Source organism: Pseudoruegeria sp. HB172150 (assembly GCF_013184805.1).
In the GTDB taxonomy this organism is placed as follows: Bacteria; Pseudomonadota; Alphaproteobacteria; order Rhodobacterales; family Rhodobacteraceae; genus Psychromarinibacter.
Genome location: NZ_JAATNG010000001.1, coordinates 553,619 through 568,813, shown reverse-complemented (window position 1 = coordinate 568,813; position 15,195 = coordinate 553,619). Strand labels below are relative to the sequence as shown.

General features: G+C 62.7%; 15 protein-coding genes. 10 read left to right on the top strand and 5 right to left on the bottom strand.

Annotated elements, in window-relative coordinates; translation table 11 throughout:
- Positions 1 to 55: 55 nt before the first annotated feature.
- The 4 genes from HCO70_RS02735 to HCO70_RS02720 form a co-directional block, all read right to left on the bottom strand.
- Complete coding sequence (locus HCO70_RS02735) at positions 56 to 1,150, bottom strand: ABC transporter ATP-binding protein (RefSeq protein ID WP_172292829.1); 1,095 nt, start codon at positions 1,148 to 1,150, stop codon at positions 56 to 58.
- A 38-nt stretch (positions 1,151 to 1,188) separates the two neighbouring features.
- Positions 1,189 to 2,043 carry a carbohydrate ABC transporter permease gene (locus HCO70_RS02730; protein ID WP_172292827.1) on the bottom strand — a complete coding sequence of 285 codons (855 nt, stop codon included), beginning with the start codon at positions 2,041 to 2,043 and terminating at the stop codon, positions 1,189 to 1,191.
- The gene (locus HCO70_RS02725) at positions 2,040 to 2,978 is read right to left on the bottom strand and encodes a carbohydrate ABC transporter permease (protein WP_172292825.1); all 939 of its coding nucleotides are present in this window, start codon (positions 2,976 to 2,978) and stop codon (positions 2,040 to 2,042) included. Before HCO70_RS02725 ends, HCO70_RS02730 begins: the two co-directional genes overlap by 4 nt.
- 101 nt (positions 2,979 to 3,079) lie before the next feature.
- Positions 3,080 to 4,570 (bottom strand): extracellular solute-binding protein, encoded by a 1,491-nt coding sequence (locus HCO70_RS02720; RefSeq protein WP_216665239.1) that lies wholly within the window; start codon positions 4,568 to 4,570, stop codon positions 3,080 to 3,082.
- Between the two features lie 250 nt (positions 4,571 to 4,820).
- Between HCO70_RS02720 and HCO70_RS02715 the strand changes: the two genes are divergently transcribed.
- From HCO70_RS02715 to HCO70_RS02705, 3 genes are all read left to right on the top strand, one after another.
- Positions 4,821 to 5,471: a GntR family transcriptional regulator gene (locus HCO70_RS02715; RefSeq protein WP_172292823.1), complete on the top strand. Its 651-nt coding sequence runs from the start codon at positions 4,821 to 4,823 to the stop codon at positions 5,469 to 5,471.
- 74 nt (positions 5,472 to 5,545) lie between these two features.
- Entirely contained in the window at positions 5,546 to 6,709 is a 1,164-nt protein-coding gene (locus HCO70_RS02710) for a mandelate racemase/muconate lactonizing enzyme family protein (protein WP_172292821.1), read from the top strand.
- An 82-nt stretch (positions 6,710 to 6,791) separates the two neighbouring features.
- On the top strand, positions 6,792 to 7,613 hold the full coding sequence (locus tag HCO70_RS02705; RefSeq protein WP_216665238.1) for an NAD(P)-dependent oxidoreductase: 822 nt from the start codon (positions 6,792 to 6,794) through the stop codon (positions 7,611 to 7,613).
- Positions 7,614 to 7,723: 110 nt separating this feature from the next.
- On the opposite strand, the gene HCO70_RS02700 is transcribed toward HCO70_RS02705, so the two are convergent.
- Positions 7,724 to 8,644: a LysR substrate-binding domain-containing protein gene (locus tag HCO70_RS02700; RefSeq protein WP_172292819.1), complete on the bottom strand. Its 921-nt coding sequence runs from the start codon at positions 8,642 to 8,644 to the stop codon at positions 7,724 to 7,726.
- 125 nt (positions 8,645 to 8,769) lie between these two features.
- Between HCO70_RS02700 and HCO70_RS02695 the strand changes: the two genes are divergently transcribed.
- Genes HCO70_RS02695 through HCO70_RS02665 form a run of 7 tightly spaced genes read left to right on the top strand, consistent with a single transcriptional unit; the run spans position 8,770 to position 15,194 of the window.
- Positions 8,770 to 9,885: a BMP family ABC transporter substrate-binding protein gene (locus tag HCO70_RS02695; protein WP_172292817.1), complete on the top strand. Its 1,116-nt coding sequence runs from the start codon at positions 8,770 to 8,772 to the stop codon at positions 9,883 to 9,885.
- 1 nt (position 9,886) lies between these two features.
- A complete protein-coding gene (locus HCO70_RS02690) occupies positions 9,887 to 10,996 on the top strand; it encodes an ABC transporter permease (protein WP_172292815.1) in 1,110 nt (369 codons plus the stop codon).
- Positions 10,993 to 11,916 carry an ABC transporter permease gene (locus HCO70_RS02685; RefSeq protein ID WP_172292813.1) on the top strand — a complete coding sequence of 308 codons (924 nt, stop codon included), beginning with the start codon at positions 10,993 to 10,995 and terminating at the stop codon, positions 11,914 to 11,916. Before HCO70_RS02690 ends, HCO70_RS02685 begins: the two co-directional genes overlap by 4 nt.
- A gap of 12 nt (positions 11,917 to 11,928) precedes the next feature.
- Positions 11,929 to 12,633 (top strand): cysteine hydrolase family protein, encoded by a 705-nt coding sequence (locus tag HCO70_RS02680; protein ID WP_172292811.1) that lies wholly within the window; start codon positions 11,929 to 11,931, stop codon positions 12,631 to 12,633.
- Complete coding sequence (locus HCO70_RS02675; RefSeq protein ID WP_253913096.1) at positions 12,630 to 14,192, top strand: ABC transporter ATP-binding protein; 1,563 nt, start codon at positions 12,630 to 12,632, stop codon at positions 14,190 to 14,192. The genes HCO70_RS02680 and HCO70_RS02675 overlap by 4 nt, the downstream gene beginning before the upstream one ends.
- The gene (locus tag HCO70_RS02670) at positions 14,189 to 14,860 is read left to right on the top strand and encodes a cysteine hydrolase family protein (RefSeq protein ID WP_172292809.1); all 672 of its coding nucleotides are present in this window, start codon (positions 14,189 to 14,191) and stop codon (positions 14,858 to 14,860) included. Before HCO70_RS02675 ends, HCO70_RS02670 begins: the two co-directional genes overlap by 4 nt.
- Positions 14,853 to 15,194, top strand: a complete 342-nt coding sequence (locus tag HCO70_RS02665; RefSeq protein WP_172292807.1) for a cupin domain-containing protein — start codon at positions 14,853 to 14,855, stop codon at positions 15,192 to 15,194. The genes HCO70_RS02670 and HCO70_RS02665 overlap by 8 nt, the downstream gene beginning before the upstream one ends.
- Position 15,195: the final 1 nt, after the last annotated feature.

Below are 15,195 nucleotides of genomic sequence, written 5' to 3'. Positions count from 1 at the left end.
TGCAGGCAGTCACGCCTGACCTGCAGTTTTCCGGGTGCGCCGGACCAGCTCGTGATCAGCCGGGGGCAATCCTTTTCTCGGTCTGCGCGTCGAACACATGCAGCTTGTTCTGGTCGAACTCGATCCACACGGTCTGATCCGCCGCGATCCGGCGCTCCGGATCGACGCTGATAACGAACGTGCTGTCCCCGACGTCGACATGGACAAAGGTGATGTCGCCGGTCGGCTCGACCGTGAAGACACGCGCCTGGATGCACCCGGGTGTCTCGGTGTCGTGCAGACCAAGGCTGCTGTGCCGCGCTCCAAGAATGATGCCGGGACCGGACGACGCCCGCGCGGACGCTGCATTCCTCGGCGCAAGGACCAGCTCCCACCCATCACCCGTTGCATAAACCGCGCCATCGCGCTCGACCGCCGTGGCCGGCAGCAGGTTCATCGACGGGCTTCCGACGAACCCCGCGACGAACGTGTTCGCCGGCTCTTCGAAGATCCGCTCCGGTGCATCGTACTGCTGCAGCACGCCGCCGCTCATCACCGCCATCTTGTCGGCCATGGTCATGGCCTCGAGCTGGTCATGCGTGACGTAGATGATCGTCGCACTCAGGTCCTGGTGGAACCGCTTGAGCTCCGACCGCATCTGAACCCGAAGCTTCGCATCGAGGTTCGACAGCGGTTCGTCCATCAGAAAGACCTGCGGATCGCGAACCAGCGCCCGGCCCAATGCCACCCGCTGCTGCTGGCCGCCGGACAGTTCGCGGGGATACCGGTCAAGAAGGTGCGTAATTTCCAGAAGGCGTGCCGCCTCCGCCACCTTCGCCCCGATGTCGCGCTTCGGCACCTTCCGCATCTTCAGGGGAAAGGCGAGGTTCTGCTGCACGGTTTTGTTGGGATAGAGCGCATAGTTCTGGAACACCATCGCGATGTCCCGGTCCTTCGGATCGAGATCGCTGATCGTCTTGCCAGACACCTTGATGTCGCCGCTGGTCAGGTCCAGCAGGCCCGCGACGAGGTTGAGCGTCGTGGTCTTGCCGCAGCCCGACGGCCCCACGAGCGCAACGAATTCGCCGTCTTCCACGGTAAACGAGACGCTCTTGACGGCTTCGAACGCGCCATAGGATTTGACGACGTTCTGGAATTCCACTTGCGCCATTCAGGCCCCCGTTTCGTTGGTTTGACTGCTCGCACGCCTCATGCCTTCACCGCCCCTTCGGTAAGGGCCCGTACGAAATATTTTTGCAGGATCAGGAACATCACCACGACCGGCACGCTCATGATGAACGACGCGGCCATCAGGCCCGGCCAGTTGGTGGCGTACTCGGTGAAGAAGCGCTGCAGCCCGACAGGAAGCGTGAGCTTCTGGTCGTCGTTTAGGAACGTCAGCGCATAGACGTACTCGTTCCACGCGGTGATGAACGAATAGATCGCCGTCGCGATGATGCCGGGTGCGGAAAGCGGCATGACGATCAGGTAGAAGGCCTGAAACCGGGTGCACCCGTCGATCCGCGCCGCCTGTTCCAGCTCGATCGGAATGTTGTCGTAGAACCCCTTCAGCAGCCAGATTGACAGCGGCAGCCCGAATGTGAGGTAGGTGATGATCAGCGACGAATAAGTGTTCACCAACCCCATCCAGCGCATCATGATGAACAGCGGCATCAGGAAGACCACCGCCGGGAACATGTTGCGGAACAGGACCGAGAAGAACAGCGCCTGCCGGCCCGGAAAACGGAAGCGCGCGAATGCGTAGGCCGCAGGCACCGCCACCGCGACCCCCAGGATCGTCGTGGCGGTGGACACCCAGATAGAGTTGGCCATGTAGCGCAGGAACTGCCGCCCGACCTCATTTTTCGGCGACAGCAGGCGCTCGTATTGCTCCAGGTTCGGGTTGCTCGGAATGAACTCCGGCGGGTATTTCAGCGCCGCAAACTGCGACTTGAACGACGTGATCAGCATCCACAGCATCGGCGCCACGGCAAAAATCAGAAGCAGGATGAGGAAGACCCAGCCGGTAAGGCTCCAGCCAGCGTTGTAAGATCGGCGGCTCATCCGCGCCTCCTGACGTCGTCATTGCCGGTCAACGCCCGGACATAGAAGTACCCGATCACGACCATCACTGCGAAAAGGATGACCGAGTATGCGCTGGCGAGACCAAAGCGGATGCGGCCAAAGGCGATCTGATAGATCTGGGTGATCCAGATATCGCTGGCCCCGGCGGGGCCGCCGCCGGTCATGATCCAGGGGATGGTGAAATGGTTCAGGTTCGCCACAAAGAGCAGCAGCACGGTGATCACCATCACGCCCTTCAGGTGAGGTAGGGTGACATGAAGGAAGCGGTGGAACGCTCCTGCCCCATCCACCCGCGCAGCTTTCAAAAGCTGGTCCGGAACCGTCTGCAACCCGGCGAGGATCATGATCATCGCAAAAGGAAACTCCTTCCAGACGTTCACGACGATCAGCGACGGCAGCACCAGATTGACGTTGTCCAGAAGGTTCAGCTTGCCGTCGATAATGCCAAGCCGGTTCAGGATTGCCCCCAGCACGCCGAAGTCGCTGTGATAGATCCAGCGCCAGATATACGAAGCGGCGACGGCGCTGATAACATAGGGGATCAGCAGGAGCCCGCGTAGCACGCCCCGGCCGGCGAACTGGCGGTTCAGTACAAGCGCCGCGCCAAGGCCCAGGGCCGTTGCGAAGAATGTCGACCAGACCGTCCAGACGACGGTGTTGATCGTGACTTCATGAAAACTCTCGCTCGTCAGGATCGTGATGTAGTTGCCGATCCCGTTGAACACCTTGTCGGACATCGCAAGGCTCGGCGGCGTCCGGAAAAAGGAAAGGTAGAAGGTGTAGTAGATCGGATAGGCGATCACCAGCAGCATCACGCCAATCGCCGGCAGGATGTAGAGGTAGTCGAGGCGATGGTCGGCGATCCGGCCGAACAAACCGCGCGGCGTCGGTTTGCGCCCTGTTGAGCTATTCATGAGACCTGCCCTTGCTTTCCTGCAGCCGCTCGTGAGGCGGTGCACCTCAAGGTGGAGCCCCGCCGGTCAGCCGGCGGAGCTCCCTTGTCGGGAGGATAGAACTACATCCCGTTGAGAAGCGCGTTCACTTTCTTCTCGGCGTCCGCTGCGGCTTCCTCGACGGTCATCTTTTCGGTCAATGCGTTCTGCAGCATTTCCGGGATGATGATGTTCATGATCTCGGGGCTCTCAGCGACCGGCGGGAATGGAATTCCGCTCGGAAGCATCGAGGTCGAGACGTCGAGGAACTTGATCGTATCCAGTCGCTCTTTCATCCAGACGGTTTCGAAGCCGCGGGTATTCCCGGGGTTCGAACTGACCCAGGCCAGCTTGGTCGACCATTCCGGACCCGTCATGAAGCAGACCAGTGCCTTGGCGGCTTCCATGTCCAGATCACCGTCGACGTTGTCGGGATTGAAGATATGGACGTTCGATCCGCCGAAGACGACAGCGCGCCGATCCTCTCCACGCGGGATCATGCCATAGCGCATGTTGTCGACGACCTGCATCGCTGCGGCCTTGTCGTCACCCGTCGCCTTGTTGGCCCGGTCGAGCATCGTCGCGTATTCGCTCGGATGCGCGATGACCATTGCCAGCTGGTTGGCCAGGAACGGATCCTGGTTTTCGGTCTGGGTGTTGGTCAGTGCAGACACCGGCACGGATTTGTCGCGCACGTACATGTCATAGTAGTTCTGAACCGCGCGCCGTGTGCCGTCGTTGTTGACCCACACCTCCTGATAGCTCGGGCTGTCGGACGCCTCATCAAGCGCGCCGCCACCCTCGCCCCAGGCCATTGGCATGAACCGGAACGGCGTGTTCCCGGCGTTGACGCGCGCCACGAGGCCGTAACCTGCCTTGCCCGTCTTCTCATTGATCTGCTTGGAGTACTCGACGACTTCGGCCCAGGTATCCGGCGCCTTTTCAGGGTCGAGCCCGGCCTCCTCGAAGATGCCGGCATTCCAGATGAACGCCATTGTCTCGTTGTTGGTCGGAATGCCCCAGACCTTGTTGTTCTGGGTAACGGACTTCATGGCGCCCGGCCAGAAGTTCTCCGTTTTGTAACCGACATCCTCCGGCGACAGCTCGCTGAGCTGTCCCTTCGCCGCAAATTCCGACCCCCAGAGGATCGGCAGGCGCGCGACGCCGGGCGCCGCGTTCCCAAGCGCTGCGGTCCGCAGCTTGTTGAGCATGTCGTTGTAGCCGAGGTTCTGCGCGTTCACCTCGATGTTCGGATAGGTTTCTTCCCAGGCAGCCCAGAAGTCGTCGTACATCTTGTGTTCGAGTTCCGGGCTGGCCTCGTTCGGGCCCACGTACCAGTAGTCCACCGATCCCGAGTAATCTAGCGGCACGACCTGCGAGCATTCCTCGGCCGTGTTCGGCTCTGTCTGCCCCGCAATGCTGCGCACGTATTCCGGGGTCCAGGTCTCGGGATCGACTCCCGTGTCGCTGCCCTGCGCGGATACCGGGCCCGCAACAAGCATCGCCGACGAGACCAGAAGCGCACCTACGCCTCCGAGTGTCCGGCCCTTTCGAGCCGAAATTAATGCAAACATCTTCTCCTCCCATTGTAATTTTCGTTTCTTTTTTGCACACTATTTTCGCGAACAGCCGTCGTGTCAATAGTCTAGAAGGTGCTGTTCCGCGGCAAAGGCAGCATTCAGCCGGCACTTGCCGCAGCCGCGAAGAAGGAGAGGGGAATTGAAAAAAATGTTAAATGGTAAAGCTTTACGCTGTCGGTTTGACAATCCCTGCGCGCTCTGGATGCCATAGGCAAAAAGGGCGAAGAACGGGGTGAGGGACACAATGGACAGCGACGACGCAAACACGGGGCGGGCATCGCTCTACAGCCGCCTTCTGACGGATATGATCGACGGCCAGTACCCTCACGGGACGCCCCTGCGGGTTCAGGCAATCGCCAGGAAATACGGGACCAGCGTTAATCCGGTGCGCGAGGTTCTGCGCCGGATGGAAGGCGAAGGACTGGTCGAGTTCAAACTGAACAAGGGTGCGACGGTCACCACCATGGACCGCCAGCAGGTGGTGAACATATTCGAGTTGATTCGCCTGATCGAACCCTATCTCACCGCGGGATTCGCGAAGACCTGTACGCGGAAAGATCTGGACGAAGTGATGCGCATCCACGACCGCATCCGCGACGCTTCGCCCATGGATCGCGCCGGCTTCGGTGCTCTGGATTACCGGTTCCACCTGTTCATCGTGCAGAATCACTACAACGAAGCTGCCGTCCGCACCTGGGTCAGCAAGCGCCAGCTTCTCGACACCCTGACCCGCCGGAAGGTCCTGACCAAAGCCCGGCACCGGGAGGTCCTGCAGGAACATGAGCACCTCATCGAGGCGTTTCGCGACAATGACGTCGAACGCGCGACCGAGGTCATTACCCAGCACGTGGACGGCGCCGGACGCGCGCTCGCCTTCCATCTCGACAGCGGTTAGCCGCGGCCGCCATTCGGCCGGCCCCAGACCTGCCGGTTCACTGCCAGCGCCACCTAAGGCAAGAGGTCCGATCCATGAAGATCGACAAGATAACATCAACGCCTGTCTGGGTCGGAACCCGCAACCAGCTGCTGGTCAAGATCGACACCGATGAAGGCATCTACGGTTGGGGAGAAAGCGGCCTGAGCGGCAGAGAGAAGGCCGTGATGGGAGCGCTGGACCATTTCGCCGAGTTCCTTATCGGACGGAATCCGATGGCAATCGGCGCCCTCTGGCAGGAACTCTACCGCAGCCAGTATTTCGAGGGCGGCCGCGTCCTTCTCGCCGCGATGTCCGCGATTGATCTGGCGCTCTACGACATCAAGGGCAAGGCGCTCGGGGTGCCAGTTTATGAACTGCTCGGCGGCGCCCACCGCACGCATATTCCAACCTTTGCCTCCACGTCTGCACCGCCGGGCGAGGAAATGATCGAACAGGCCCAGTCTCTGATGCAGGCGGGATGGAAGGCCATGCGCCTGTCCCCCGCTTTCCACGGCAGCAGGCAAAAACATGACGGCGTGTATGAGCCGAGGGAGTCAATTCCAGAAACCGCGAAATGGTGTGTCCGCGCGCGCGAGGAACTGGGAGACGAGGTGGTGCTGGGCATCGACTATCACCACCGTCTGAACGTCGCCGAAACCGCCAGTTTCTGCCATCGGATGCCGACCGGGACGCTGGACTTTCTAGAAGAGCCGATCCGCGACGAAACCCCGTCCGCCTATCAGGCTCTACGCCGAATGGTCGACGTGCCTTTTGCCATAGGCGAAGAATTCGCCTCGAAATGGCAGTTTCTGCCGTACATCGAAGGTGACCTGCACCAGTACAACCGGATCGACGTCTGCAATGTTGGCGGCCTGACCGAGGCAATGAAGGTCGCCGGCTGGAGCGAGGCGCATTACGTCGACATGATGCCGCATAATCCTCTGGGCCCCATCTGCACCGCCGCCACGATCCACTTCGCGGCTGCCGTGCCGAATTTCTCCTGGCTGGAAACCCGTGCATCCCCCGCCGAAAGCCTCGGCTTCGACGATCAGGAAATCTTCCCGATGCAGCCGAAGCTTGACGGCGCGGTGTATCAGGTAAACGACGCCCCGGGACTGGGTGTCGAAGTGAACGAAGCCGCTCTAAGGAAACAGGAATTCCGCTTTTGGGAGGCTCCGCATCTAAAGCGTCCCGACGGTTCGGTGACCAATTGGTAGGCCCGCCGATGCCGCCGTCAAAGATCCCGAAAACTCGAACCGCCGCCATGTCGGTAATGACCCGCATTTCACGGAACCACCCATGAAGATCGCCATAACAGGAGGGAACGGTCGGCTGGGCAAAGTCGTGGTCGACCTCGCCCTCAAGCAGGGACACGAAGTCGTCAGCATTGACGCGTCACTCCCGGACCAACCGAAACATCACGAAAACCTCAGGTACCTCAAAGCCGACTGTACGGTATTCGACGCTCTGCTGAACGCGATGGTCGGGTGCGATGCTATGATTCATCTCGCCGCAATCCCGTCACCCCGCCAGCACCCGCCGCATGTGGTCCAAAACAACAACGTCACGGCCAGTTTCAACGCCATGCAGGCAGCGGTCCAAAGTGGCATCCGCCGCATCTGCCAGGCATCGAGCGTCAACGCGCTCGGCCTAGCTTTCAGCAGGAAGGCGCATTTTGACTATTTCCCGATCGACGAAGCGCAGCCGACGCGGTGCGAGGACCCTTACAGCCTGTCCAAGTGGATATGCGAACAGCAGGCAGACGCCTTTGTTCGGCTACATGACGACCTGAAGATAGCGAGCCTTCGCTTTCACTACATCGTGCCCGAGAAATCCGTTGCCCGCGATGCCTACCTTCCGCGCGTAGAAGACGCGGACAAGCATCTGTGGGGTTACACGCTGTCCGATATGGCGGCCGAGGCCTGCCTGCACGGACTTACCGCCTCCTTCACTGGACATGAGGCATTTTGCATCGCCGCACCGGACACTGTGCACGACCTCCCGTCGCTCGACCTTGCGCAAAGGTATTTTCCAGAGGTTCCGATAGTTGGCGACCTCAGTGGCCGGAACAGCTTCTTCTCAAGCGAAAAGGCGCGAAAGATCCTGTTCGGAGCGAACTGATCTCGACCGAATTCGCGGGCCGGGCCCGGCATCTCGCAAATCAACCGCGCAATTGCAGTCCATTCTTCGTTATCGGACTCCTTACGCATCCCCCACATCTATCTTTCAGCCTACGACGTCAGTTCCTCCGCGCCGGGCGCCGTATCCAGCGCGCGGGCCAGTTGTCGGGCAAAATTCGCGGCCGCGACCGGCAGCGTTCGTCCACGCATCTGCGCGAGATAAAGCAGCCCCGCCGGCACATCCCGCGTGTCGATGGGCCGTGAAACGATGGTTTCCGAGTCATCGTCCAATGGCAGTCCGATTGGAATCTGGAACGTCACCATCAGCTCCGGCCCGGGGTAGCAGCGCAGGAACTCGAAACTGTCGGACTCGATGTCGGGTGAGATTTGCACGGAGGATCGGCGCATAGCGATATCCAGAAGGTAACGCACTCCGAATTCCTCGCTTGGCATACCGACCGGATAATCGGCCAGGTCCGACAGGCGAACGACACGCTTCGCCGCTAGGGGATGACCGCGCGCCATGACGGCATGCACCGGCTGCGGCGCCGTCGCGAGCACCTGAACATCGGCCAGACGCACAGGCTCGAAAACCAGGGCGATGTCGGCCTCGTGGGCGACCAACGCCCGCTCGGCACGATAGCGGTCTCGCAGGTTGATCTCGAATGTCACCAGCGGATGCTCGGCGCGATAGGCGTTGATTTCCCGCGGCATGAAATAGGGCAGCAGCGCCTGACTGCAGGCAACGCTGACATGGCCGCGGCGCTCGCCCTTGAGGTCGGCAATCTGCGACCGCACCCGTTCGAGATCGGCCCGTTGCCCACGAATATGCTGGATCAGCAGTTCACCCGCCGTGGACAACCGCACTCCCCGCGCCAGCCGCTCGAAAACCGGTGCGCCAAGCTCCTTTTCCAGCGCCAGCAGGCGCCGGTTCAGGGCTGTCGAGGTGATCGAAAGAGAATCCGCCGCTCCCCGTATTGAACCGGCCCGGCTGATTGCTTCGATGAAGTCCAGGGTTTCGAGGTGTCGCATCCGGACTGCTGCATTTTTTGCATCGCTACGCTTCGAACTTAGCAGCAGACATCATCGGTTCAAAGCATAACCTGTTGCGAAACCGGTCCGAGAATCGCCGGGTATCAACAGAGAGGTTCGCCGAAATGACAAATTCCCTGACACGCCGCCACTTCCTGTCGACGTCTGCCGGGTTGGCGGGTGCCACTGCACTCGGCGGCCTTGCCATGCCCGCCCGCGCCGCGGGCCCGCTGACCGTCGGTTTCATCTATGTCGGCCCGCGCGACGACTACGGCTACAACCAGGCCCACGCCGAAGGCGCCGCCGCCGTGAAGGCCATGGAGGGCGTCACGGTCATCGAGGAAGAAAACGTCGCCGAAACCCAGGACGTCCAGCAGACCATGGAGTCGATGATCAACTTCGACGGCGCCACACTGCTGTTCCCGACCTCCTTCGGTTATTTCGACCCGCATATCCTGAAGGTCGCGCCCGCCTACCCCGATGTCCGCTTCGAACATTGCGGCGGCCTGTGGTCCGAAGGGATGCCCGAAAACGTCGGCTCCTACTTCGGGTACATCGGCATGGGCCAGTACCTGAACGGCATCGCCGCCGGCCACGCGACCAAGACCAAGAAGATCGGCTTCGTTGCCGCCAAGCCGATCCCGCAGGTCCTACTGAACATCAACTCCTTCCTCCTCGGCGCCCGCGCCGTTGACCCGGAAATCACCTGCCAGGCGATCTTCACCGGCGAATGGTCGATGGCAGTCAAGGAAGCCGAAGCGACCAACGCGCTGGCCGATGCCGGCGCCGACGTCATCACCTGCCACGTCGACGGACCGAAGGTCGTGATGGAAACCGCCGCCTCCCGCGACTGCTTCATCTGCGGCTACCACGCCAACCAGTCCGAACTCGCCCCCGAGAAATACCTGACCGGCGCCGAGTGGAACTGGGCCACCGTCTATACCGACATGGTGACCAAGACGCTGGCGGGCGAGCCCATCGACAACTTCGTGCGCGGCGGCCTCGCCGAGGGCTTCATCAAGATGTCGCCGCTCGGCCCCGCGAACTCCGACGCCGCCCGCGCGCAGTTCGAAGACACGCAGGCCAAGATCATCAGCGGCGGCTTCGCCGTGATCGAGGGCCCGCTGAAGGATAACGCCGGCAACGTGATCGCCGCCGACGGCGTCTCGTACGAGGAAACCGACGTCGCCCTGGAATCGATGAACTACCTCGTCGAGGGCGTCATCGGATCGACCTCCTAAGATGACGGTCGCGGGCGATATCCCGGGGGGCCAGGCGCCGTCGCGCGCCTGGCTGGTGCCTCTGGCAGGGCGGATCGAGGGTCTCGCCCTGCCGGTTGCGGCGCTTCTGGCGGGGTTCCTCGCCTTCGCGCTCTTTCTGCTGCTTCTGGGAAAGAACCCGCTGGAATTCTATTCGCTGGTCTACAAGGCGGGGTTCGGCACCGCCTTTTCCTGGTCCAACACGCTCTCCCGCGCCGCACCGCTGCTGCTCGCAGCGCTATGTGTCGCGATCCCGGCACGGCTCGGCCTCGTGGTGATCGGTGGCGAAGGTGCGATCGTTCTTGGCGGCGTCATGGTTGGCGCGCTGGCGGTACCGCTGGCGGGCTGGCCCGCCTTTATCGCAATGCCGGTACTGGCACTGATGGCGGCGCTGGTCGGCGGGATCTGGATCGGCGCGGTCGGCGCGATGCGGCAATGGCGCGGTGTCAACGAGACCATTGCCTCCCTGCTCATGGCCTATATCGCAATCGCACTCATGAACCACCTCGTCGAGGGACCGTTCCGCGACCCGGCCTCCCTGAACAAACCGTCCACCGCGCCGATTGCAGAGGCTTTCCGCGTCGGCAACCTGCCGGGCTGGAACGTTCACTGGGGGCTGGCGATAGCGGTGCTGTCCTGCATCCTCGCTTGGATCCTGATCGAGCGCACGACCATCGGCTTCGCCGCGCGGATCGCCGGCGGCAACATCCGCGCCGCACAGGTGCAGGGTCTGCCGGTCGGCAAGCTGGTGATCGGCTTCACTGCGCTCGGCGGCGCCTTTGCCGGGCTCGCCGGCTATTTCGAAGTGTCCGCCGTCCACGGATCGGCCAACGCCTCGCTCGCGGCCGGCTATGGCTATACCGGCATCCTCATCGCCTTCCTCGCCCGCCACAATCCTCTGGCGATCATCCCGGTCGCCCTGCTTCTCGCCGGGTTCGAGGCGTCCTCGGGGCTGGTCCAGCGCCGCATGGACCTGCCGGATGCGACGATGATCGTTCTGCAGGGCTTCGTCTTCGTGGCGATCCTCGCCTCCGAAACCTTCACCGGACGCCTCGACCTTGTCGGATGGCTGACGAAAGGAGAGCGGTCATGAACGGCGATATCGGTCTCTGGGCAGTGCCCATCGCCATGTTGGGTGGCGCGATCCGGGTTTCCACACCCTTCCTCTTTGTTTCGCTTGGCGAGGTCATCACAGAACGCTCCGGCCGCATCAACCTTGGCCTAGAAGGCACGCTCGTCTTCGGCGCGATGGCGGGCTACGCGCTCGCCTACATGACCGGTTCCGCCTGGATCGGTGTGCTGGCGGCGGCGCTGGCGGGGGCAGTCTTCGGGCTGGTCCACGGACTGCTCTGCTCGCTGCCCAAGGTCAACGACATCGCCATCGGGATCGCGCTCATGCTGCTCGGCACCGGGCTTGCATTCTTCTTCGGCAAACCGTTCATCCAGCCGGTCGCACCGGACCTTCCGGCGATCAACCTCGGCTGGTGGTCCGACCTGCCGCAGGTGCAGGCGGCCTTGCGGGTCAACGTTCTCTTCATCTTCGGCGCCGTGCTTGCTGTTGGATTGGCATGGATGCTGAAGCGCACGCGGATCGGGCTGACGCTTAGGGTGGTGGGCGACAGTTCCGATGCCGCCCGCGCTCTGGGAATCCAGCCCGCCCGCGTGCGTATCCTTGCCACCGCCTTCGGCGGCGCCCTCGCCGGGATCGGCGGCGCTTACCTGTCCTTGTTTTACCCCGGCTCGTGGAACGAGGGCATTTCCTCGGGACAGGGCCTGATCGCGGTGGCGCTGGTGATCTTCGCCCGTTGGTCGCCGATCAACTGCTTCTTCGCGGCGCTGCTCTTCGGAGCCGCCGGTGCGCTCGGCCCGGCATTGCAGTCGGTCGGCGTCACCACCGGCTACTATCTGTTCTACGCCGCGCCCTTCGTCCTGACGCTGGCGGTGCTGATCCTGTCCTCGTCCAAGTCCGGTGCCCTGACAGGCGCGCCGCGCGAACTTTCCATTACCAAATGACCGGAGAGAGCCATGAATGTCATGTCTGATACGCCCGTCGGAACGACCATCGCCTCCGCCCCGTACCCCTGGCCCTACAACGGCGACCTCCGGCCAGCGAACACCGCGCTGATCGTCATCGACATGCAGACGGATTTCTGCGGCGTCGGCGGCTATGTCGACGCGATGGGTTACGACATCTCGCTGACCCGCGCACCAATCGAACCGATCAGCCGCCTGCTGAAGGCGTTCCGCGAAAAGGGCTACATGGTGATCCACACGCGCGAAGGTCATCGCCCGGACCTGTCCGATCTGCCCGCCAACAAGCGCTGGCGCTCGCGCCAGATCGGCGCGGGTATCGGCGATCCCGGTCCCTGCGGCAAGATCCTGACGCGGGGCGAACCGGGCTGGGAGATCATCGACGAACTGGCCCCCGAACCGGGCGAGGTGATCATCGACAAACCCGGCAAGGGCTCCTTCTGCGCCACCGACCTCGAAATGATCCTGCGGCTCAAGGGTATCGACAACATCGTGCTGACCGGCATCACCACGGATGTCTGCGTCCACACCACGATGCGCGAGGCCAACGACCGCGGCTTTGAATGCGTCATGCTGACTGACTGCTGCGCCGCGACCGATCCGGCCAACCACGCCGCCGCCATCGAGATGATCAAGATGCAGGGCGGCGTCTTCGGCGCCGTCGCGACCTCCGGCGATCTGCTGGCGGTGCTGCCATGAACATGGCGGCAATGGCCGAACCGGCGGCCACCTACACCAAGCCGGACAGCGCGAAGGGTGCCATCGGGATCGAAACCGTCGGCATGACCATGCGTTTCGGCAGCTTCACCGCGCTCGACAATGTCTCGATCCAGGTGAAACCCGGCAGCTTCCACGCGCTTCTGGGCGAGAACGGCGCGGGCAAGTCGACGCTGGTCAAGTGCATCATGGGTTTCTACCACGCGACTTCCGGCAACCTTCTGATCGACGGCTTCGACGGCGATGTGCGCGACCCGCGCGATGCCCATGCCAAGGGGCTGGGGATGGTTTACCAGCATTTCACACTGGTCCCGGCCCTGACGGCCGCCGAGAACCTGGTGATCAGCCGCGCCGATGTACCGGCGGTGGTGAACTGGGACAGCGAGCTAAAGGACCTCCGCGCATTCATGGACGCGATGCCGTTCCGCGTGCCGCTGACCGAACCGGTGCACAGGCTGGCGGCGGGCGAGAAGCAGAAACTGGAGATCCTGAAACAGCTCTACCTCGGGCGCGGATTCCTGATCCTCGACGAACCGACCTCGGTCCTGACGCCGGACGAGGCGGATGAAGTTCTGGGCCACGTCCGCAAACTTTGCGAGGCGGGCGAGCTCTCTGTGCTTATGATCACCCACAAATTCCGCGAAGTGACGAATTACGCCGACGAATTTTCGGTGCTTCGACGTGGAAAGCATGTGGGAGGCGGAAAGGTGTCCGAATGGGGACACTCAGATATGGCCGCGATGATGATGGGTGACGCCAAACCTGCCGAACCCGCGTCCCGCATCGAAACCAGCGGTGCCCCCGTCCTCGAACTCGAAGGCGTCAGGGCCCGCGACCGCTCCGGGCTGGGCGAGATATCCATCGCATCCCTCTCCGTCCGCTCCGGCGAGATCGTCGGCATCGCCGGCATCTCCGGCAACGGCCAGATGGAGTTGATGGAGATCCTCACCGGCCAGCGCCCCACCTCCGCCGGCACCATCAAGGTCAACGGCTCCCCCTACCACGCCACCCGCGCCGAATCCCGCCGCCTGAAGGTCCGCTACCTCCCTGAGGAACCCCTCCACAACGCCTGCGCCCCCCGCATGACCGTGGCCGAGAACATCGCCTTCCGCAGCTTCGAGGCGAACGGCGCCGACACCCGCTTCTGGCTGGCACCCGGAGAGATGCGCCGGCGCGCAGAGCATCTGGTCGCCGACTACAAGGTCAAGACCACCTCCATCGAAAGCCCGATCACCGCCCTCTCCGGCGGCAACGTCCAGCGCGCTGTGTTGGCGCGGGAGCTTGACGGTGAGGTCGACCTGCTGGTGATTTCCAACCCCTGTTTCGGCCTCGACTTCACCGCCGTGGCCGAGATCCGAGCACGGATCATGTCGGCCCGCAACACCGGCACCGCCGTCCTGCTGATGAGCGAGGACCTCGACGAGATCCTCGAACTCTCCGACCGAGTGCTGGTCATGTCAGAAGGCGCGCTTGTCTACAAATGCATCGCGGCGCAGGCGGATATCCCGACCATCGGCCAGCACATGGGAGGGCACGCATGAAGATCGACGCGCAACCATTCGAGCTGGAATTCGATCCCGCTACCACGGCGCTGATCATCATCGACATGCAGCGCGACTTCATAGAGCCCGGCGGCTTCGGCGCCTCGCTGGGCAACGATGTCAGCCTGCTGCAGGCCATAGTGCCCGCGACCGCGCGTTTGATCGAAGGATGCCGTGCAACCGGCATCCCCGTGATCCACACCCGCGAATGTCACCGCCCCGACCTTTCGGACTGTCCGCCCGCGAAGCGCAGTCGCGGCAACCCGTCGCTGAGGATCGGCGATCCGGGACCGATGGGCCGCGTCCTGATTGCCGGAGAACCGGGCGCGGGGATCATCCCGAAACTGTCACCGCTGCCGGCCGAAAAGGTGGTCGACAAGCCCGGGAAGGGTGCTTTCTACGCCACCGATCTCGGAGAACATCTCGCCGGGTTAGGCACGCGAACACTGATCTTCGCCGGTGTCACGACAGAGGTCTGCGTCCAGACCACCATGCGCGAGGCGAACGACCGCGGCTTTGAATGCCTGCTCGCCGAAGATGCAACCGAAAGCTACTTCCCCGAGTTCAAGCGGGCCGCGCTGCAGATGATCCGAGCGCAGGGTGCAATCGTCGGCTGGACCGCGCCGGTCGACATGATCCTGGACGCGTTCGCGCCGATCGATGCCTGACGCATTGCGTTTCCCCGGCCTGTCCGACCGTGGATGGGAAACGATGGCCTTTTCGCCGTTCCGGGACGGCATCGAGATCTGCGTTCTGCAGCCGGGCAAACCGCAGGTGGCGCTCCTGCGCTACCAGCCGGGCGCAGATGCCCCAAGGCACCGGCATGCTGGGCTGGAAACGGTGCTGGTGCTCGACGGCAGCCAGTCGGATGAAAACGGGCATTACCCGGTTGGCAGTTTCGTCGTGAACCCCGCCGGGACGGAGCACTCGGTCCGGTCGGACGAGGGCTGCGTGGTCCTGATCCAGTGGACCGAACCGGTAATCTTTCTGGAAGGCGAGTGAC